The organism is Microbacterium sp. NPDC056052, from assembly GCF_042266785.1.
Lineage (GTDB): Bacteria > Actinomycetota > Actinomycetes > Actinomycetales > Microbacteriaceae > Microbacterium.
This window is the reverse complement of the sequence record NZ_JBHJWV010000006.1, coordinates 24,710-43,610: the sequence shown is the minus strand read 5'-3', so window position 1 is coordinate 43,610 and position 18,901 is coordinate 24,710. Positions and strand designations below refer to the sequence as shown.

19 protein-coding genes and 3 tRNA genes are annotated in these 18,901 nt (G+C 67.8%); 8 read left to right on the top strand and 14 right to left on the bottom strand.

Annotation, left to right across the window (positions count from 1 at the left end; genetic code table 11):
- Positions 1-333 precede the first annotated feature (333 nt).
- Together ACFC1J_RS12535 and ACFC1J_RS12530 are read right to left on the bottom strand one after the other, a co-directional pair.
- Positions 334-882: an RBBP9/YdeN family alpha/beta hydrolase gene (locus ACFC1J_RS12535; RefSeq protein ID WP_375906325.1), complete on the bottom strand. Its 549-nt coding sequence runs from the start codon at positions 880-882 to the stop codon at positions 334-336.
- Between the two features lie 458 nt (positions 883-1,340).
- A complete protein-coding gene (locus ACFC1J_RS12530; RefSeq protein ID WP_375906322.1) occupies positions 1,341-2,204 on the bottom strand; it encodes a hypothetical protein in 864 nt (287 codons plus the stop codon).
- Between the two features lie 461 nt (positions 2,205-2,665).
- On the opposite strand from ACFC1J_RS12530, the gene ACFC1J_RS12525 reads away from it, so the two are divergent.
- Both ACFC1J_RS12525 and xerC read left to right on the top strand, forming a co-directional pair.
- A complete protein-coding gene (locus ACFC1J_RS12525; RefSeq protein ID WP_375906319.1) occupies positions 2,666-3,325 on the top strand; it encodes a hypothetical protein in 660 nt (219 codons plus the stop codon).
- Between the two features lie 172 nt (positions 3,326-3,497).
- On the top strand, positions 3,498-4,151 hold the full coding sequence (gene xerC / locus ACFC1J_RS12520; protein ID WP_375906316.1) for a tyrosine recombinase XerC: 654 nt from the start codon (positions 3,498-3,500) through the stop codon (positions 4,149-4,151).
- Between the two features lie 44 nt (positions 4,152-4,195).
- Here xerC and ACFC1J_RS12515 read toward each other — a convergent pair.
- From ACFC1J_RS12515 to ACFC1J_RS12460, 12 genes are all read right to left on the bottom strand, one after another.
- Positions 4,196-4,269 (bottom strand) — tRNA-Met (locus ACFC1J_RS12515).
- Between the two features lie 25 nt (positions 4,270-4,294).
- Positions 4,295-4,366: transfer RNA gene (locus ACFC1J_RS12510), tRNA-Thr, on the bottom strand.
- A 109-nt stretch (positions 4,367-4,475) separates the two neighbouring features.
- Positions 4,476-5,270 (bottom strand): inositol monophosphatase family protein, encoded by a 795-nt coding sequence (locus ACFC1J_RS12505; RefSeq protein WP_375906313.1) that lies wholly within the window; start codon positions 5,268-5,270, stop codon positions 4,476-4,478.
- Entirely contained in the window at positions 5,267-6,406 is a 1,140-nt protein-coding gene (locus ACFC1J_RS12500; RefSeq protein ID WP_375906310.1) for a hypothetical protein, read from the bottom strand. Before ACFC1J_RS12500 ends, ACFC1J_RS12505 begins: the two co-directional genes overlap by 4 nt.
- 152 nt (positions 6,407-6,558) lie before the next feature.
- On the bottom strand, positions 6,559-7,350 hold the full coding sequence (locus ACFC1J_RS12495; RefSeq protein ID WP_375906307.1) for an enoyl-CoA hydratase/isomerase family protein: 792 nt from the start codon (positions 7,348-7,350) through the stop codon (positions 6,559-6,561).
- Between the two features lie 160 nt (positions 7,351-7,510).
- A complete protein-coding gene (locus ACFC1J_RS12490) occupies positions 7,511-8,002 on the bottom strand; it encodes an FBP domain-containing protein (protein WP_375906306.1) in 492 nt (163 codons plus the stop codon).
- A 188-nt stretch (positions 8,003-8,190) separates the two neighbouring features.
- Entirely contained in the window at positions 8,191-8,355 is a 165-nt protein-coding gene (locus ACFC1J_RS12485; protein ID WP_375906303.1) for a hypothetical protein, read from the bottom strand.
- Positions 8,352-9,443 (bottom strand): fatty acid desaturase family protein, encoded by a 1,092-nt coding sequence (locus ACFC1J_RS12480; RefSeq protein ID WP_375906301.1) that lies wholly within the window; start codon positions 9,441-9,443, stop codon positions 8,352-8,354. The genes ACFC1J_RS12485 and ACFC1J_RS12480 overlap by 4 nt, the downstream gene beginning before the upstream one ends.
- Positions 9,444-9,538: 95 nt before the next feature.
- Entirely contained in the window at positions 9,539-10,279 is a 741-nt protein-coding gene (locus ACFC1J_RS12475; protein ID WP_375906298.1) for a GAF and ANTAR domain-containing protein, read from the bottom strand.
- 34 nt (positions 10,280-10,313) lie between these two features.
- The gene (locus ACFC1J_RS12470; protein WP_375906295.1) at positions 10,314-11,012 is read right to left on the bottom strand and encodes a GAF and ANTAR domain-containing protein; all 699 of its coding nucleotides are present in this window, start codon (positions 11,010-11,012) and stop codon (positions 10,314-10,316) included.
- Between the two features lie 215 nt (positions 11,013-11,227).
- A tRNA-Tyr gene (locus ACFC1J_RS12465) sits at positions 11,228-11,309 on the bottom strand.
- A 108-nt stretch (positions 11,310-11,417) separates the two neighbouring features.
- Positions 11,418-12,434 carry a LacI family DNA-binding transcriptional regulator gene (locus ACFC1J_RS12460; protein ID WP_375906292.1) on the bottom strand — a complete coding sequence of 339 codons (1,017 nt, stop codon included), beginning with the start codon at positions 12,432-12,434 and terminating at the stop codon, positions 11,418-11,420.
- 168 nt (positions 12,435-12,602) lie between these two features.
- Between ACFC1J_RS12460 and ACFC1J_RS12455 the strand changes: the two genes are divergently transcribed.
- The 6 genes from ACFC1J_RS12455 (at position 12,603) to rhaI (ending at position 18,855) form a co-directional block, all read left to right on the top strand.
- Complete coding sequence (locus ACFC1J_RS12455; RefSeq protein WP_375906289.1) at positions 12,603-14,108, top strand: sugar ABC transporter ATP-binding protein; 1,506 nt, start codon at positions 12,603-12,605, stop codon at positions 14,106-14,108.
- On the top strand, positions 14,105-15,127 hold the full coding sequence (locus ACFC1J_RS12450) for an ABC transporter permease (RefSeq protein WP_375906286.1): 1,023 nt from the start codon (positions 14,105-14,107) through the stop codon (positions 15,125-15,127). Before ACFC1J_RS12455 ends, ACFC1J_RS12450 begins: the two co-directional genes overlap by 4 nt.
- Complete coding sequence (locus ACFC1J_RS12445) at positions 15,124-16,152, top strand: ABC transporter permease (protein ID WP_375906283.1); 1,029 nt, start codon at positions 15,124-15,126, stop codon at positions 16,150-16,152. Before ACFC1J_RS12450 ends, ACFC1J_RS12445 begins: the two co-directional genes overlap by 4 nt.
- A 62-nt stretch (positions 16,153-16,214) precedes the next feature.
- Positions 16,215-17,255: a rhamnose ABC transporter substrate-binding protein gene (rhaS, locus tag ACFC1J_RS12440; RefSeq protein WP_375906280.1), complete on the top strand. Its 1,041-nt coding sequence runs from the start codon at positions 16,215-16,217 to the stop codon at positions 17,253-17,255.
- 65 nt (positions 17,256-17,320) lie between these two features.
- Entirely contained in the window at positions 17,321-17,692 is a 372-nt protein-coding gene (locus tag ACFC1J_RS12435; protein ID WP_375906277.1) for an L-rhamnose mutarotase, read from the top strand.
- The gene (gene rhaI, locus ACFC1J_RS12430; protein ID WP_375906274.1) at positions 17,689-18,855 is read left to right on the top strand and encodes an L-rhamnose isomerase; all 1,167 of its coding nucleotides are present in this window, start codon (positions 17,689-17,691) and stop codon (positions 18,853-18,855) included. The genes ACFC1J_RS12435 and rhaI overlap by 4 nt, the downstream gene beginning before the upstream one ends.
- The last annotated feature ends 46 nt before the right edge of the window (positions 18,856-18,901 follow it).

Below are 18,901 nucleotides of genomic sequence, written 5' to 3'. Positions count from 1 at the left end.
CCCGGAAATCTGGGGGTCTCGATCTATAGCAAGAGCGGGACTTGAACCCGCGACCTCACGACTAAGTCACCCGCCTGATGGCCTAAACGCCGTCCACGGTATCCCGGGCGTCTTTCCCACGCTGGCGCTCGTACCTCCGGCGCGGGCGACACCCGACCACGCATTTTTGACCGGTCAATCGCAAAGACGCGCGCACGAAATCAGAGGGGCGCTCGCCAGATCGGTGTCACGTTGTCGGCTTGATGGGCGACGGTCTGGTTTTACGCACCCCTTCGGGCAAGACCGCGCGCGCCAGCCCGCAACCGCAGAGAAGCACGGGGACGCCTCGCGGCTTCACCCCAAGAGGAGCGGGAGCACCTGCGGCAACGTCGACACGCCCTCAGCGGCGAGGAAATGCCCTGCACCAGGCACCTCGACAACCCCGGCCTGCAGGTACCGGCCCAACGCGATCGTCATCTCCGTGGGGACCACCGAGTCATTGTCGGACAAGACAACGGAGCGACGATGCAGACGAGGCACCAGGCGCTTGAGGTCAATCGGGTCCCTGGTGAAAGCATCCAGTTCGGGTAGCGCCGGCAACGGATTCACGAACCCTGCGACGGCGACGAAAGCACCAATATCGCCGTCGGTGTCCGCGAGCGCTCGAAGGGCAGTTATCGCACCCAGGCTGTGCGCGACGACGGCGGTACTCGGCCCCGGCTCCCCGATCGCGTGACGTGCCGCGTCAGTCCACACGTCACGGTCCGGACTTCCAGATTCGGGAAGCGCTGGAACGTGCACGTCCAGGCCCTCAGCACGCAACCGATCAGCAACCCAGCCGAACCAATGGTCACCCGGAGACGCCCCAAAACCATGGAGGATAACGACGCGTTCGATGCTCATGATCACGGCAACCCCGACCGAGGCTGCGCCATTCCATCCGCCATCGCCAACCACCTACGGACCTGCGTGTCACCTCCAACGTGGACGCGTGCACGCACCGTAGAAGGGGTGGCAAGATGCAGACGGAGATCCAGGACGACGAGTTCGGTACCCCCCACCCGCCCGGGCTGCGGCGTCGTCCTGCGTGACGAAAGTGGCACGCTCGTTCGCGCCGAACATGACACCATCCACCCGAGGCCGGCCAGGATCGTGATACCTCCCGAGTTCGACAGACCCGACATCTCTGATCGCTAAGCGTACGTGTGGTGCACGTGCCAGCCGTCCTCACCCTTGAACGCGTCGAAGACAAAGGAATCGACGACGTCGTCAGTCCCCCGGAAGCACCACCCGCACACCGGTCTCGGCGTCTCAAGCGGCACCGACCACAGCGAGTGCCGGACATGATGACGGGGATGACGCTAGGCGGTCTCCACCGAGGAGAAGTCGTAGCGGGAGAGCGCACGCGTGAGTGTGCGCGTGGACTGGAAGCCCGAAGCGGTCGCCAACGCGGCGCGTGACATGTCCGGTATCGCGGTGAGGAGTCTTGCCGCCGTCTCAGTCCGGGTGTATCGAAGCTGGTCGGTGAGGCTTCGTGGCCGTCCTGCGAACGCTTTGAACAGAGCGCTTTCCGAGACGTTGAGCTGTGATGCGATCTGTCGCGCATCGAGAAGAGGGTTTGTGTGCTGCTGGTCGATGATCGTGGAGGCCAACGACCAGGTGCTGGAGCCCGTGGGCTGGGCTGCTTCCATCAGCGATCTTGCAGCGTTGCGCAGCATGGTGCGCAACGCGATCTTGTCGTCCACGGATTCCTCGACCCCTCGATTGACGAGAGCTCGCAGCATTGAGTAGGAGCCGAGGACTAGCGGAGAAGTCATGCGAAGCACACCCACGCGGTCCGCGGCCAACGTGAGAGGAGCGACTTCCTCGGCTTCGAATCCGAACCCGAGGAGATCGACGGGAGTGATCGCGGTGCACGTAATGGACTCTGTGCTGGGGAAACAGATGATGACGTTGTTCTCGGCCGCGACATAGCGATCCTCTGCCGCAGCTATCGAGAGCTCCCCTTTCGAGACGAAGCCGAACACGTATCGGTTCGCGCCGACCTCCGCGCTAGGGGCATAAGAGAACGTGCCCGTCGAGTTCACGCTTTGCATAAGAGTGAAGTTGCTCAGCCGCACCTGCCGTATCGCTACGTTCTTCGCGTCCTCCGGCCGGGCGGCAAGAGCTGCCGGTTCGAGAAGTTGGGCAAGCACCTCCGGCGGCATCCGGTTCGGATCGAACACCGATCGCTCATGTCCCTGCAACGGGCCCCCAAGCTCGCCTATGGCCCCATCTGCGCACCACCCCGTCGGCGCCTATGAGCTTCCTCTTGGTGCTCCAGTGTATTGCTTCGCCTGCGCCATCGTGCACCGCCTCCATCTGGCTGCCACTCCCTTTAAGGGCGGCCCCACCCAATGGTCCTGGGAGGAAGCACGCCGTCATCCTCGTGATCTGTGAACGCGTGCGGCCCGTGGGATCAAGGGTCATCCCCGTCATCATTTCCGGTCATCACGATCACAGGGCGGCATCGTCGCGCGGGATGTTCCGTCTCATCGGCAATGTTGAGGAAGGCGTGCAGCAGGGGCCTTCCGCGGGAGGGAGCCCCTGCTCCGTCATGTTGACGAGAGATTAACGAATCTGGAAAGTTGGGGACGCTGTGGCGGTATTGGGTGAGGGTACGGGGACCAGAGGCACCTCTGGGGTTGTGAGTCGTCGCACGGTCGTGAAGGGGGCCGCGTGGTCGGTGCCGGTGATCGCGGCTGCTGCCGCGGTGCCGACGTCGGTGGCATCCACCGGTAGCTCGTTCTGTCAGCAGGCAGACAGTTCTTGGTTCGGGAACAGCGTCTTGACTACGTGGCCGTTGGACACTCCGACCCTCACTGAAGCTGCTCCGGGTACGACCACCGGCTACCTCTATGACCAGGTTGCCTTTCCCGTGATCAGGGTTGGGATGCGTCTGACTTTCACGTACTTGGGTACTGTGCCGCTGGATCTGAACAACTTCGCCATCGGATCGTTCGGAAAACGGGAGCCCGATATGCCTGTCATGTACGGCGACTGGAAGGTCACGCAGGGATCATTGAACGTTATCGCCCCCTCGGGCGACACCGCAGTCGGCTTCACCTCAAGCGACCCCCTCGTTCCCAGTTACAATCTGTCCGGAGCTTTCCGCCTGAGCGGTCTCGTCTCGCAGGGCATGACTGTGACGATCGAGTGGGAATCGACGAAGTCGATCACGGATCAGCCAGATCTGACCAGCCTCGCCGGCGACAGGCCCTCGGCTGAGGGGTACTTGTGCACTACCAACTCTGTCCTCTCCCCCAATGAGACACCCACAGTGAGCTACCAGTGGATGTCGATCTGATCATGTAGCGCATGCTGAGCTGCTGGGTCTTCTCGACCGCGTCTGGCGACTGCGATCGAGAAGACCCTTGCACAGGGCGCAGAGGTGACCGCAGCCACAGTGCGTTCACGGGTAGGGCTTGGAGCCGGCGAAGTTGCGGCGGTAGCTGAGTGCTCGACATGTTCGGCTCCCGATGACGGCACCTGCAAAGAATCCTCGACACGATCGCGACGGAGCATGGCCGCGGCACGGCGAAGACCGCGGCGACGAGCGACTCAAACAGCTGGACACGCTGAACCTCGTCGAGTTCGTCGCGGGCACCGGCGTACGGATCAGCGAGGCGTGCGCGATCGCATGGGCTGACGTCGACCTCGCCGTCGGCATGGTCTCGATTCGTGCGAACGCCGTGCACGCGAAAGGCAAGGGCGTGATCCGTCAGCCGCATTGCCAGCACTCGGACAATGCGCGTCCCCGGTGCGCTCGTGGGAATCCTTGGGGATCGGCGCGTGCGCGACGGCCCGAACCCGCACTCTCGTGTTTCCCGACTGTGCTGGGGAATCTGCGAGATCCGCGGAACACGGCGCGCGACTGGGCGCTCGCCCGGACGCGACTCAAGTTGGCCGACCATACGTTCAACAGCTTCCGGAAGACCGTCGCGACCGCGCTCGATCAGGCAGGCCTCTCTCCCGGGGACATCGCGAAGTATCTCGGGCATGCGGATCCGGCGCTCACGATGTGCATCTACATGAGCAAGACGGTCGGCGGCGATCGCGCTTCGACGGCCCTCGATCACGTGCTCGGGGCCAGTGGAATGTGCGGGGTTTGTGCGGGATCCACTGACCACTAACGAGAAAAGCCCCGGCAGAAACCGGGGCTGATCAGGACTTGAAGTAGCAGGAGCGGGGCTTGAACCCGCGACCTCACGATTATGAGTCGTGCGCTCTCACCAACTGAGCTACCCTGCCGCACGGCATCCGCATGGATACTGCGAGCCCCGAGTCAGGATTGAACTGACGACCCCTTCCTTACCATGGAAGTGCTCTGCCACTGAGCTATCGGGGCGCGCTGCCCTCAGAGGGCAACCAGACGAGAATACCAAAGAAACGGCGCGCCACCGAATCGGGGCGACTCCTTCGTCACACGGGCGTGTCCGCGTGCGGATCCGCCGATCTCAGGCGGCGTCGAGGATCCTCCGCCGCAGTTCCGCGACGAGCTCGGCGCCGCCGGCGAGGTTCAGCCGGCGTGCGACCTCGGGACCCTCCGGGCGGAGGAACACCCCGCCCGCCTCCTGCACCAGCAGCGCTCCTGCCGCATGGTCCCACGGACTCAGCCCGCGCTCGAAGTAGCCGTCGAGGCGGCCCGCGGCGACGTACGCGAGGTCGGTTGCGGCGCTGCCTCCGCGGCGCAGATCGCGGGCGATCGGCATCACCCGGCCGACCGTGGCGAGGTCTCCGGCGTGCGTGCTCGGATCGTAGCCGAAGCCCGTCGCGAGCAGGGCACCCGCCGGACCCGCCTCGGCGACGTGCAGGCGCTCACCGTTGCGGAACGCGCCCTCGCCGCGGACGGCGGAGAACGTCTCCCCCACGACCGGCGACTGCACGACTCCGACGAGCGCGGTCCATCGGTCGGGATCGCTGCCGCCTTCGACGGCTGCGATGCTCACGGCGTACAGCGGGATCCCGGAAGCGTAGTTGACCGTCCCGTCGATCGGGTCGACGACCCAGGTGATGCCCGTGGATCCGTCCCCGCCACCCGACTCCTCGCCGAGGAAGCCGTCGCCCGGGCGCTCTGTGTTCAGGCGCGCACGGATCAGAGCCTCCACCTCGCGGTCGGCCTCGGTGACGATGTCCGCCAACGACGACTTGCTCGCCGCGATCGACACGCCTTCCGCGCGTCGCCGCTGCGCCAACTCTCCGGCCTCGCGGGCGATCTCGACCGCGAGGTCGCGGAGCTCTGTCGCGGTCACTGAGCGGCCGGGGGTGTCGGTGCGGCCGGAGGCGCAGCAGGCGGCGCCGGCGGGAACGCGGGCGACGCGGCCGTCGACGGCGCGACCGGATCCGCGTCGGCCGCGGACGATTCCGCGTGCAGTGCACCCGCCAGGCCATGACCGCCCGTCGTCGGCTGCGCGGCGTCGTCAGTGGCGGGCTGCACAGGGATGTCGGGGGTCGCCGGCGCGGCCTGGGCCGGAGCCGGCACCGCGGACTGAGCAGGCACATCGACACCGAGCTGCGCCATGGCGGCCTCGGTCGCGGACTGCGTGGGCACGGGCGGGAGGGGCGCGGGGGCCTGCCCGGGGATCGTCGCTCCCGGCGAGGGAACGCCCGTGTAGTACGCGTTCCAGTCCGGGCTGCCGTCGGCGAAGAACGGCAGGGGGGTGCGGCCGTCCGCGTACGTGGGCCACGGCTGCGGCTCGGCCACGGGGTGCGCGACCGCGGTCGGCGCCGCGTAAGCCACGAGCGCGGGCGCGGCGGGAACCGGCTTCTTCGGAGCGAACAGCGCGTTCAGCAGCGGGATCAGCATCGTGCCGACTGCGGTGAGGATCGTGAGCGCGACGACGATCCGCCAGTACAGCTCGTCGTAGTGGAAGGTGTGCGGGAACGTCAGGTAGAAGACCAGCATCACGGCCAGGCCCGCGAGGAACGCGTACGTCACCCACACGATCGCGCGCGTGAAGGTGGTCTCATGGCGGGCGGCGGCCTTCTGGAACAGCCGCACGTGCAGCAGCGCGAGCTGCAGGATCCCGACCACGAACACGAGCTGGAAGAAGCGTTCGATACCCCCGAAGTAGGAGTCGTCGGGCAGCCAGATCTTCACGGCGCCCACCAGCAGCGCGATGATCCAGGACAGCATGCTGAGCAGCGCGAGCCAGTCCTGCCGGTTCGGCGCCAGGCTGGCCTCGAGGATCGCGATCGCCGCGAAGCCCGCGAGCAGCACGATCGTGAGGAACGCCCGGCCGATCAGCCCCTGCTGGTCTCCGATGAGCACCCACACGACGCACACGAGCGCGGCGGCGATGAGGGCTCCGATCGCGATCCAGATCGCTCCGCGGATGAGCAGTGAGGTGTTCGGTCCCGGCTTGGCCGGTGTCGTCGTGTTCGCCATGGATTCCCCCGTCTGTGGTGCTCTCATCCTCGCATGCACCGGCGTACGTGCCACGGGCGATTCACGATCAGGGGAGAAGTCGCCGGGGCCGAGCATTGTGGAGGCCGGTGCGCGCCGGGCGATGATGCCGCCGAAGCGCTCGCGACGAACGGTCAGCGCCCGGAGGATCGCTTCGCGAACGCCGCGATGAGACCCTGCGCCTCGGAACCGCCGAACGCCGCGGCGATCGTGCGGGCCTCCTCGTCCAGCTGCTCCGGGAACGTGCGCTCCGCCCGGGAGCGGATCAGGCGCTTCGCCTGCCCGTACGCGCCGAACGCACCGGACAGCCAGAACCGTGCGACCTCCTCCGCCCTGGTGCGCACGGCGGCGGCGATCGTCGCCGCATCGCCCTCGCCCACCGCTTCGGCCGCGATCCCCCATTCGACGGCTTCCGCAGCCGTGAGCATGCGATCCGTGAGCAGCAGCTGCAAGGCACGGCGCTCGCCGACCGTCGCGGCCAGCTGGGCGCTGACCGAGAGGTCCGGCGTGAGGCCGACGTTCGCGTAGAGGCTGCCGAAGCGCGAATCGGATCCGACGACCGCGTAGTCGCTCGCGAGCAGGATCCCCAGGCCCCCTCCGGCGGTCGTGCCCTGTGCGGCCGCGACGACCGGCACCGAGGAGGACGTCAGCGTCGAGATGCCGGCGTGGATGACCTGCGCGAGCCGCTCGATCTCGTCGTTCCCGCCCATGCCCGTCGCCATGTCGATCACGTCGCCGCCCGCGCAGAACGCGCGGCCTTCGCCCTCGATCAGGATCGCCCCCACCGCGCTGTCGCCGACGGCGGCAGCCGTCGCCTCCGCCCACGCGTGCGCGAGCTCGGCGTTGAAGGCGTTCAGTCGCTGCGGGCGGTTCAGCGTGATCCGGGCGAGGCCGTCCTCGACGCGGTAGAGCAGGGGCTCGGACATGGTGCTCCTTCGGGATCGGCGGTGATCGCGCGGCACGCAGGCCGCTCGCTCAGCCTACCCGCGCGGTACCCGTCCGTGGCACGGAGTCTCAAGGAATGTGATCCTGAGGTTCAATGCGTTCGACGCGACAGGCAGCGCCGTCCCGCGACGCCGCCCCGGTTCAGGCCTCGCCGAGCACGGAGGCGACGAAGGAGTACACGCGCCGATGCGTGCCGTCCAGGCGGCGGTCGACATGCTGCTCCGCGCGGATCTCGTTGGGCGCGAGCGGAGGCACGATCCGCACGCTCTCGTGGCACGAGAGGTCGGCACAGATGTAGGTGCCCACCACCGATCCCTTGCGCCCCTCCTCCCCCGCGCGGCGCGCGGCGAACAGGGCGACCTGGTTGCCGGGCTGCATCGTGTGGCAGAGATTGCACATCCCGGAGCGCACACGGGACGGATCCCCCGCGCGCAGCACGATCCCGAGGGCCTCGCCGTCCTGCTCGATCAGGATGTAGCCGTTGCGGGATGCGATCGGATCCCGCCAGGCGAAGAAGTCGAGGTAGTCCCACTCCGCGAGCAGCAGGTCGTGCGGCATCGCGATCTCGGCGACCTCGTCGGGCTCCGCGTTGCGGAACGACGCCCGGATCTGGTGTTCGGTGAGGGCACGCATGACGACCAGTCTAAGAAGCCGGTGAAGGCGCGGGGCTACACGGCCCGCCTCGCTCCGCGTCAGGTCGTGGGGGGCTGCCGTGATCGTCCGCATATCGTGGTCGCCGTGCGCTCGCCGGACCGGCGTTCGCCCCCTCAACAAGCGGATGCCGCAAGAGTGCGAGCGGGGGATGCGCGCCTGGGGCGTTCTCAGAGCCTCTGGTTGCGGTTGATCACTCGACGGGTGATGCCGATGGTCAGCGTGCCCACGAGGAGGACGATGCCGACGATGGCCAGCCATAGGAGCCCCTTGAACGCGAATCCGACGATCGCGAGGACCGCCCAGATCACGACGAGGAGGATGATGACGGTCATATGCTCTGTCTCATTTCCAGGAGTGGGCAGGCGAATGGGTCGTGTTCGCCCAGGCCCACCCGGTTGATGTAGCGCAGGACGATCCCGTACGACGCCCAGAGCCCGGTCTGCGTGTACGGCACGTCGTGATCGGCGCAGTAGGCGGCGATCATCGGTGCGGCGCGCTTCAGGTACGGCCGCGCCATCGACGGGAACAGGTGGTGCTCGATCTGGTAGTTCAGCCCGCCCATCGCGGTGTCGACGAACCAGCTGCCACGGATGTCCCGGCTCATCATGACCTGCCGACGCAGGAAGTCGAGACGCATGTCGTGCGGCACGAGCGGCATGCCCTTGTGATTCGGGGCGAACGACACACCCATGTAGAACCCGAAGACACCGACCTGCACTGCGAGGAACACCGCGGCCTTGTCCGGCGAGAGCACGAGGAACACGAGAGCGAGGTATCCGAGGATGCGGATCAGCAGAAAGCCGATCTCGATCGGACGGCGTGCGAGCGGCTCGCGGTGGAACACGCGGTACAGGCTCGACGCATGCAACGAGACTCCCTCGAGCAACAGGATGGGATAGAAGAAGACGCCCTGGTGGGAGATGACCCAGCGCGCCAGCGGCGGGCGATCCCTCGCCGCCTGCTCCGGGGTGAAGGCGATCACGGGCAGGTCGATATCGGGGTCGGAACCGATCATGTTGGGATTGGCGTGATGCCGGGTGTGCTTGTGCTGCCACCACCCATAGCTCATCCCGACGAAGAGATCGCCGAGGATGAGGCTGACCCAGTCGTTCCAGCGTCCCGACCGGAAGATCTGGCGGTGCGCGGCATCGTGCCCGAGGAACGCGATCTGCGTGAAGACGACGGCGAAGAGCACCCCGGTGAACATCTGCCACCAGGTGTCGCCGATCACGATGAACAAGACGGTCGCGGCCGCGACGACGACGGGTGCGCAGACCAGTTTCGTCCAGTAGTAGCCGTATCTGCGGCGCATCAGCCCTGCGGACTTCACCATCCGCGCCAGATCGGTGTAGTCGCTGTTGCCGGCCTGCCGCACCGGTCCGAGGCGTGATGCGCCCGGACGGGTCGTCTGCACAGTCATGATCCCGCTCCTCTCGGCGTTCTCGCGCCGGGGTCTCGAGCGGATCTGCCTCCAGGCTACGCCCTTCGCGCCTGGAGGGGACGGAACCAGAGGATCTACTCGGCGCTGTGCGAGCTGGTCAGCGCCGCGACCGGGAGGGAACGGCTCGTGATCGCCTCCGCGAGGGTGTGGAGCGTGAGATTGCGGTCGCGGGCGTAGCGTCGCAACAGCGCGAACGACTCGTCCATGGATGTGCCGTTGACCTGCGCGACCGCTCCCTTGGCCTGCTCGATGAGGACCCGGCTGTCGAGGGCTCTCTGCAACTGTTCTGCGACGACCTGCGCATGCGCCGAGACGCGCTGCTGCAGGATGCTGATGGTTGCGACATCGGCGAGTGCCTGGGCCGCGCTCGCGTCACGGTCGCTCAAGGCACCGGTCGATGTGCCGAAGAGGTTCATCGTCCCGATCGTGTCTCCGCGCAACCGCAGGGGGATCGCATGCGTGGAACGGAAGCCGCGCCGCAGAGCCTCTTCCCGGAACGCCGGCCATCGGACGGTGGCGGCGACGTCGGGCACCGAGACCTGCTCGCCCATCGCGAAGCAGTCCAGACACGGGCCGGCCCCGGCCGCGAGCTGCAGGACCTCGACGAGTTCGGCGCTCTCGGTGGTCGAGGCGACCACCTGGAGATCCCCGTCCGCATCGAGGAGCATGAGCCCGCCCGCCTGCACCTCCACGATCTCCGTGCACTCGCTCACGAGCGTGTGGAGCAGCTCGACGACGTCGTAGTCATCCGTGAGCGTGTCGGCGACCATCACGAAGGCGGCGTTGAGACGGTCCTCTCTGGATGTGCTGGTCATGTGCACCCTTCCTGTCTGACATGGTAGGCCGGGATCAACCGGGCAGATCGCGGAAGTCGAGCGTCCGCTCGACGACATCGAGCGCGACGTCCTCGAGTGGACGCCCCATCGAGAACGCATAGGCCCGCAGGAGTGCAAGCGCTTCCGCCGTGGTCACGTCGAGCTGGACGAAGACCATCCCGACCGCCTGGTGCACTTCGCGGCGAAGGCCGTGCCGCGTCGCCTCCGGGATCTCCCCCTCGGCGGCGTGCATCGCCGCCCGCACCGCTGGTGCCGCGACCTTCCTCGCCAGGGAGAACGCGCGAGCCGTTGCCTCACGATCGAACGGGCCCGGCGTCCGCCGATACATGTCGACCACTCCCAGCAGCACCGGTCCGGCCAGAATCGGGAAGGCGAACAACGCTCCGATCCCGAGCATCGTGAGGTCCGCACCGAAGACCGGCCAGTCCGGATGGCCGTCCCGAGCGACGTCCGCGCTGATCGACGCTTTGCCGGTGCGCGCCACGACCCAGCGCGGGCCCTCGCCGAGGGCGAACTGCATGGCGTCGAGACGTCGCGCAAGAGAATCGCTCGCACACACGGTCGTCGCGTCGCCGTCACGACGGAACACGGAGATCGACGCACCGGACACCGGCAGCAGCTCGACGAAGGGCGCGCAGAGGTCGGCGCCCCATTCCCAATCGGGAACGCCAGCCAGGGGAGCCCCGCTCCCGGCCTGGGATACGTCCGCCATGAACCAGTCGCCGCCGCCCTCGACAGGAGCCGGCGCGCAGACCGCATGCCGACCGCTCGCGCAGCGTCCGCCGCGCGTGTCCTCACCCTACTCGGCCCGCGCTCTCGACACTGCGCCGCACCGGAACATACGGTGCAAGATACGGTGCAGACGCCGGAGGGGCTGGCACCTGATGCGGTGCCAGCCCCTCCGTTTCCCGCGGAATTCCGCGGCTGTGGCAAGTGAGGGATTCGAACCCCCGAAGCATTACGCGGCTGATTTACAGTCAGCTCCCTTTGGCCGCTCGGGCAACTTGCCAGTGCACGCCCGTCCCGCTTTTCCAGCCGACCGGGGGCGCGAAGATCAAGCATACCCGGCGGATCCGGTCACGAGAAATCGAGCGGACCGACGGCGTGCACCGGGACCTCAGCGCGCGGCGAGCCCCCCGGTCGACGCCCTCACGACGAGCTCGGGCTGGAACACGACATGCTCGTTCATCGCCGTGGAATCGTCTGCGATCCGCATGAGGAGGTCGACGGCGGTCGAGCCGATGAGCGCCGCCGGCTGACGCACCGAGCTCAGCGGGATGACCGCCGAAGATGCGAAGTCGATGTCGTCGTAGCCGATCAGCGCGATGTCCTCCGGCACGCGCACGTCGCCGGTCATCACGAGCGCCTGCAGCAGTCCGAGGGCGAGGAGGTCGTTGGCCGCGAACACCGCGTGCGGCCTCGTCGACGGATCCCGTTCCAGGATCCGGCGCCCCGCCTCCCGGCCCGCCTCGACCGTCAGCGCGTTCGTGCCGATGAACTCCACCGTGGCGTCGTCTCGGTCCGCGACGGCCTGCTGCGCGCCATCGAGGCGGTCGGACACCTGGCGGAGCGAGAGCGGCCCGCCCACGAACGCGATCCTGCGGCGCCCGATCGCGCAGAGGTGCTCCACGGCGATCCGCCCGCCGCTCACGTCGTCGACCGCGACGGAGGGGAAGCCCCCGTCCTGCGATTCGCGATCGACGAGGACCGTGGGCATGCCGCGTTCGCGCAGCAGCTGAAGGCGGGGCAAAGAGTCCGCGACGGGCGTGATCAGCACCCCGTGCACGCGCTGCTGCTCGAAGAGGTCGATGTGGGCCCGCTCCCGTTCGGCCTTCTCATCGCTGTTCGCGACCAGGACCGTGAGTCCGTGCTCGGCCGCGCGCTCCTCCACGCCCCGCGCGACATCGGCGAAGAACGGGTTGCGCGCGTCCAGCACCACGAGACCGATGCTGTTGCTGCGGCCCGCGCGCAGCTGCCGCGCCGCGTCGTTGCGCACGAAGCCCAGCCTGCTGATCGCATCCTGGACACGCGCGACCGTGGCCGCCGCGACGCGTTCCGGCCGGTTCAGGACGTTGGAGACCGTCCCCACCGAGACCCCGGCCGCTTCCGCGACGTCTTTCACGCTCGCCGACATCGTTCCTCCCGCCCCGACTCTATCCACTGCCCGAGCCCCGCACCTGAAACGAATCACAAGAGATTCACCGCAACAACATCCAAGTGTTGACACCCAAGACACGCGTACCGTACCTTCATGTCCAAGGGTTTTGAAACGATTCATACCCTCAATGAAGAGGAGAGATCGATGAGCTCAGAGCCCGTGCTCGAGCTGCGAGACGTGCAGAAGGCCTTCGGTGCCGTCATCGCGCTGCGATCGGGGACGATCGCCGTGGATCCGGGATCCATTCACGCGCTCGTCGGCGAGAACGGCGCCGGCAAGTCGACGCTGGTGAAGATCGTCGCGGGGCTGTATCAGCGCGACGGCGGCGACTTCCGCTTCAAGGGCGAGAGCGTGGACTTCTCCTCGACCGCGCAATCGAAGGCCGCAGGCGTCGCCGTCATCTACCAGGAGCCCGCGCTCTTCCCCGATCTGACGGTCACCGAGAACATCTTCATGGGACGCCAGCCCACCGGCCGCCTCGGACGGATCGACCGCAAGACCATGCGCCATGAGGTCGAGCGCCTCTTCACGCGGCTGGGAGTGACGATCGATCCGGACCGTCCCGCCGAGGGGCTCTCCATCGCGGATCAGCAGGTGATCGAGATCGCCAAGGCGGTGTCCCTCGATGCCGCGCTGCTGATCATGGACGAGCCCACGGCGGCGCTGTCGGGCGTGGAGGTGGAGCGGCTCTTCGCGATCGCGCGGAGCCTCCGCGACGAGGGTCGCGCCCTCATCTTCATCTCGCACCGCTTCGACGAGGTCTTCGACCTCTGCGACACCGTCACGGTCATGCGCGACGGCGCCTACATCGCGACGACGCCGATCGCCGAGACCAACGTCGACCTCATCGTGCGTCAGATGGTGGGACGCGAGGTCACCGACCTCTTCCCCAAGCAGGACGCGGCGATCGGCGAGACGGTGCTCTCCGTCGAGGGTCTCAGCAGCCCCGGGGTCTTCCACGACATCACCTTCCGCGTTCGCGCCGGCGAGATCGTCGGCCTCGCCGGCCTCGTGGGCGCGGGCCGGAGCGAGGTCGCCCGCGCCGTCTTCGGGGTCGACCCCTACCGCGCCGGATCGGTCTCGATGCATGGCGCGCCGGTGCGCCCGGGCAGCCCCACCGCGGCGATGCGCGCCGGACTCGCGCTCGTCCCCGAGGACCGCCGCAAGCAGGGTCTCGTGGTCGAGTCCGGCGTCGGCCACAACATCACGCTGGCGATCCGGCAGCGGCTCGCCCGGTTCGGCCTGCTCACCTCCGCCATGGAGAACAAGGCCGCTCAGGTGTGGGCGAGCCGACTCGAGGTCAAGGCGCACGCTCTCGACACCGTCGCCGCGACGCTCTCGGGCGGCAATCAGCAGAAGGTCGTCCTGGCCAAGTGGCTGGCGACGGAACCGTCCGTCCTGATCATCGACGAACCCACGCGCGGCATCGACGTCGGAACCAAGTCCGAGGTGCATCGCCTGCTCTCCGAGCTCGCGGGGCAGGGAATGGGGATCCTGATGATCTCCTCCGAGCTCCCGGAAGTGCTCGGGATGGCGGACCGCGTGCTCGTCATGCGCGAGGGACGGATCACCGCCGAGATCGACCGGGCCGACGCCACCTCGGAGAGCGTCATGTTCGCCGCCACGCACTCCTCGGAGAAGCACTCATGACCACCATCGCCATCCGCACGTCGTCCCTGACGAAGACCGTCGGCGCGATCGGCCGCGCCCGCGAGTTCGGCATCCTCGTGGCCCTCGCGCTCGTGATCGCCGCCGCGACGATCAAGAACCCCGCCTTCCTCTTCAGCCCCGACGGATGGCGCGATCTCCTGCTGACCCCGTCGATCCTGGTGCTCGTCGCCGTCGGTCAGGCGATCGTCATCGTCACCCGCAACGTCGATCTGTCCGTCGGTTCCATCATCGGACTGAGCGCGTTCCTCACCGGCCGGCTGTTCAGCGACGTCCCTGGCATCCCGATCGCGGTCGTCGCCCTCGCGGCGGTGCTCCTCGGCGGAGTCCTCGGGCTGATCAACGGCGCGCTCGTCGCGTTCGCCCGTGTCCCGGCGATGGTGATCACGCTCGGCACGCTGTACGCCTACCGCGGCATCGACGTCGTGTGGGCCGGCAGCAGCCGGGTCAACGCCTCCGACCTGCCAAAGGCGTTCCTCGGCCTCGGCACGGGACAGCTCCTGACGATTCCCGTCCTGTCGCTCATCGCACTCCTCGTCCTCGCCGTCGCCGCCTGGTACCTCCGCAACACCCGCGGAGGCCGCGAGTACTACGCGATCGGATCCGACCCCGCCGCGGCGCAGCTCTACGGCCTCCGGGTCACTCGCCGGGTGCTCACTGCGTTTCTCCTCTCCGGCGCCCTGGCCGGGCTCGCGGGCGTGTTCTATGCCGCCCGCTACGGCACCGTCGACTCGCAGGCGGGTTCCGGCTGGGAGCTGCAGGCAGTGGGGGCGGCCGTCATCGGCGGGGTCGCGATCACCGGCGGCGTCGGCACCGTCTGGGGCGCCGCGATCGGTGCCGTGCTGCTGCTCACCATCAACCGCGCTCTGCCGGTCCTCGGCATCCCCGACTTCTGGCAGGGCGCCGTGGTCGGAGCGCTCATCATCGGCGCGATCGTGCTCGATCGCGTCCTGGCCGTGCGGCAGAAACGCCGCCTCATCGAGGCGAGGGACGACTCATGAGCGACATCCGCTCCATCCGGGACTACAACCGGCCGCTCTGGCGCCGGATCCTGCTCTCCCGCGAGACCGCGATCGTGGTTCTGCTGCTCGTCGTCGCGCTCGTCTCTGCGATCTCGGTCCGCGGCTTCGGCCAGCCGATCACGGTGACCTTCCTGCTCCTCGACGTGGCCCCGATCCTGCTGATCGCGTTGCCGATGACCCTCGTGATGATCACCGGGGAGATCGACCTGTCGGTCGGCAGCATGGTGGGCCTCTCCAGCGTCGTGACCGGCGCCCTCGTACAGGCGCACGTCCCGTTCGGGCTCGCCGCCCTCGCCGCCCTCGCGGTCGGCGTGATCGGCGGTGCGGTGAACGGCTTCCTGGTGACCGTGGTCGGCCTGCCGTCCCTCGCCGTGACGATCGGCACGCTGGCGCTGTTCCGCGGCCTCGCCGTCGGCACGCTCGGCACGACGGCCGTGACCGACTTCCCCGCGGAGTGGACCGCCCTCGCCCAGGCGAAGATCTCGGGGACCACGATCCCCTACATCATGGTGCCGTTCCTGATCCTGCTGGCGGTCTTCGCCGTGGTCCTGCACTTCACGCCCTTCGGTCGCGGCATCTACGCGATCGGCCTCTCGAAGGATGCGGCGCGGTTCTCCGGCGTCCATGTCGAGCGCACCAAGATGCTGCTGTTCGTCGCCTCGGGCCTGGTCGCCGCCTTGGCGGGGATCTTCTACACGCTGCGCTACGGGAGCGCCCGCGGCGACAACGCGACCGGCCTCGAGCTCCAGGTGATCGCGGCGGTCGTGCTGGGCGGCGTCTCGGTGTTCGGCGGACGCGGGCAGCTCTACGGCGTGGTCGCCGCCGTGCTGCTGATCGGCACGCTGTCCAGCGCGCTGCGTCTCGCGAACGTCACCTCCGACGTCATCAACATCATCACAGGCGTCCTGCTCGTGCTGTCGGTCGTGGCGGCGAGCCTTCTCACCTGGCTCCAGCGAGCGCGCCGCCGCCCGATCCCCCGCGCGGCGGCCCTGACCGCACCATGATCCGCCCGCTCCCTCCGTCGCCGGCACCCGTCGCGACGACCACCCCGAAAGGAACAGAAACAATGACGTTTGCACACAAGCGCGTGGCGGCCCTCGCCGCCGTCGTCGTGACGGCGGCGCTCGCGCTGACCGGCTGCGCGGACACCGGTTCGTCGTCCGCACCGACCGGAGGATCCGCGGGAAAGAGCGACAACCTGGCCATCACCTTCCTGCCCAAGAACCTGGGCAATCCCTACTTCGACACCTCCGCCAAGGGCGGCAAGGCCGCCGTCGAGGAGTTCAAGGGCACGTTCAACCAGGTCGGCCCCGCACAGGCGTCCCCCGACGCCCAGGTCAGCTACATCAACACCGCCACCCAGCAGGGCGTCGGCGCGCTCGTGGTCTCGGCCAACGACCCGAAGGCGATCTGCGACGCTCTGAACCAGGCCCGCAAGGCGGGCGTGAAGGTCGTCACGTTCGACTCCGACACGAACCCCGAGTGCCGCGACCTGTTCATCAACCAGGCCACCGCCGAGGGGATCGCCAAAGTCCAGGTCGACGAGATCGCCACGCAGATCGGCGATTCCGGCGAGGTCGCGATCCTCTCCGCATCCGCCAACGCGACCAATCAGAACGCCTGGATCGACCTGATGAAGAAGGACCTCACGGCGGATCACCCGAACGTGAAACTCGTCGACGTCGTCTACGGCAACGACGACGATCAGACCTCGTTCGACAAGACCGCCGCTCTGCTGCAGTCGCACCCGAACCTCAAGGGCATCATCTCGCCCACGACGGTCGGCGTCGCGGCGGCCGCACGCTACCTGTCCACCTCCGCGTTCAAGGGCAAGGTCGCGCTGACCGGTCTCGGCACCCCCAACCAGATGCGCGAGTACGTCAAGGACGGCACCGTCACCTCGTTCGCCCTGTGGAACCCGGAGGACCTCGGATACCTGTCCGCCTACGCGGCGCAGGCGCTCATCAAGGGCGACATCACCGGCAAGGAGGGCGACAGCTTCAAGGCCGGCAAGCTGGGCGAGTTCACGGTGGGCGCCGACGGCGTCGTGCTGCTCGGCGATCCGTTCGTGTTCACGAAGGACAACATCGACACCTTCAACTTCTGATCGATGACGTGCTGGGCCGCGGATCGCGTTCCCGGCCCAGCACGACGGGAAGGAAGAAGACGACAATGACCCGCCACTGCTTCGAACTCCGCATCAGGCCCGAGCTCCTCCACGACTACGTCGCCCGGCACACCCCGGTGCGGCCGGAGATGCTCGCCGAGATCGCCGCCGCAGGCCGGCGCAACTACTCGCTGTTCCTCGCCGAAGACGGCCGACTCGTCGGCTACTACGAGACCGAGGACGACGCGGCGGCCCAGGCCTACCTCGCCGCATCCCCGATCGCCGCGCGATGGGAGACCGAGATGGCACCCTACTTCCTCGGCCTCGACGGGCGGCCCGACCAGGCCGCGACCGCACTCACCGAGATCTTCCACCTGGCCGATCAGCTCGACGCTGCACGCCGCTCGCCCGCTCCCGAAGAAAGCACCGCATCATGACAACGCTCTCCCCCGAGATCCTCGCCGAGCTCGAGAAGCAGTCGATCGAACTGCCCAGCTGGGCTTTCGGCAACTCCGGCACGCGCTTCCGGGTGTTCAGCACGCCGGGAGCGCCCCGCGATCCGTACGAGAAGGTCGCCGACGCCGCGCAGGTGCACGCGCACACCGCTCTCGCGCCGATCGTCGCGCTGCACATCCCGTGGGATCTCGTCGACTCCTATGACGACCTGCGCCGGCACGCGGAGGACCTGGGGGTGACCCTGGGCACCGTGAACTCGAACACGTTCCAGGACGAGGACTACAAGTTCGGCGCCCTCACGCACGAGGACGACCGGATCCGGCAGAAGGCGATCGATCACCACTTCGCCTGCATCGACGTGATGCACGCGACCGGATCCCGGGATCTCAAGATCTGGCTCGCGGAGGGATCCAACTATCCGGGGCAGAACGACATGCGCGACCGCCAGGACCGCCTGCAGGACTCGCTGCAGCAGATCTACTCACGGCTCGGCGACGCGCAGCGCCTGGTGCTGGAGTACAAGTTCTTCGAGCCGGCGTTTTATCACACCGACGTGCCGGACTGGGGGACGAGCTACGCCCAGGTCGCCGCGCTCGGCGAGCGGGCGATGGTGTGCCTGGACACCGGCCACCACGCCCCCGGCACCAACATCGAGTTCATCGTGATGCAGCTGCTGCGCCTCGGAAAGCTCGGCTCCTTCGACTTCAACTCGCGCTTCTACGCCGACGACGACCTCATCGTGGGAGCCGCGGACCCGTTCCAGCTGTTCCGGATCCTCTCCGAGGTGATCCGCGGCGGCGGCCTGAACAACCCCGACGTGGCGTTCATGCTCGACCAGTGCCACAACATCGAGGCGAAGATCCCCGGTCAGATCCGCTCGGTGCTCAACGTGCAGGAGATGACCGCGCGCGCACTGCTGATCGACCGGGAGGCGCTGACCGCCGCGCAGCGCGCGAACGACGTGCTGGGAGCGAACGCCGTGCTCATGGACGCGTTCTACACCGACGTGCGTCCGGCACTCGCCGCCTGGCGCGAGGAGCGCAGTCTGCCCGCCGACCCGATGGCGGCCTTCCTCGCCTCCGGCTACCTGGAGCGCATCTCCGCCGATCGCGTCGGCGGACACGCGGCCGGCTGGGGCGCCTGAGCGCGCTTCCCCGCAACTGTCCGAGACCCTGCACGATCATCGCATC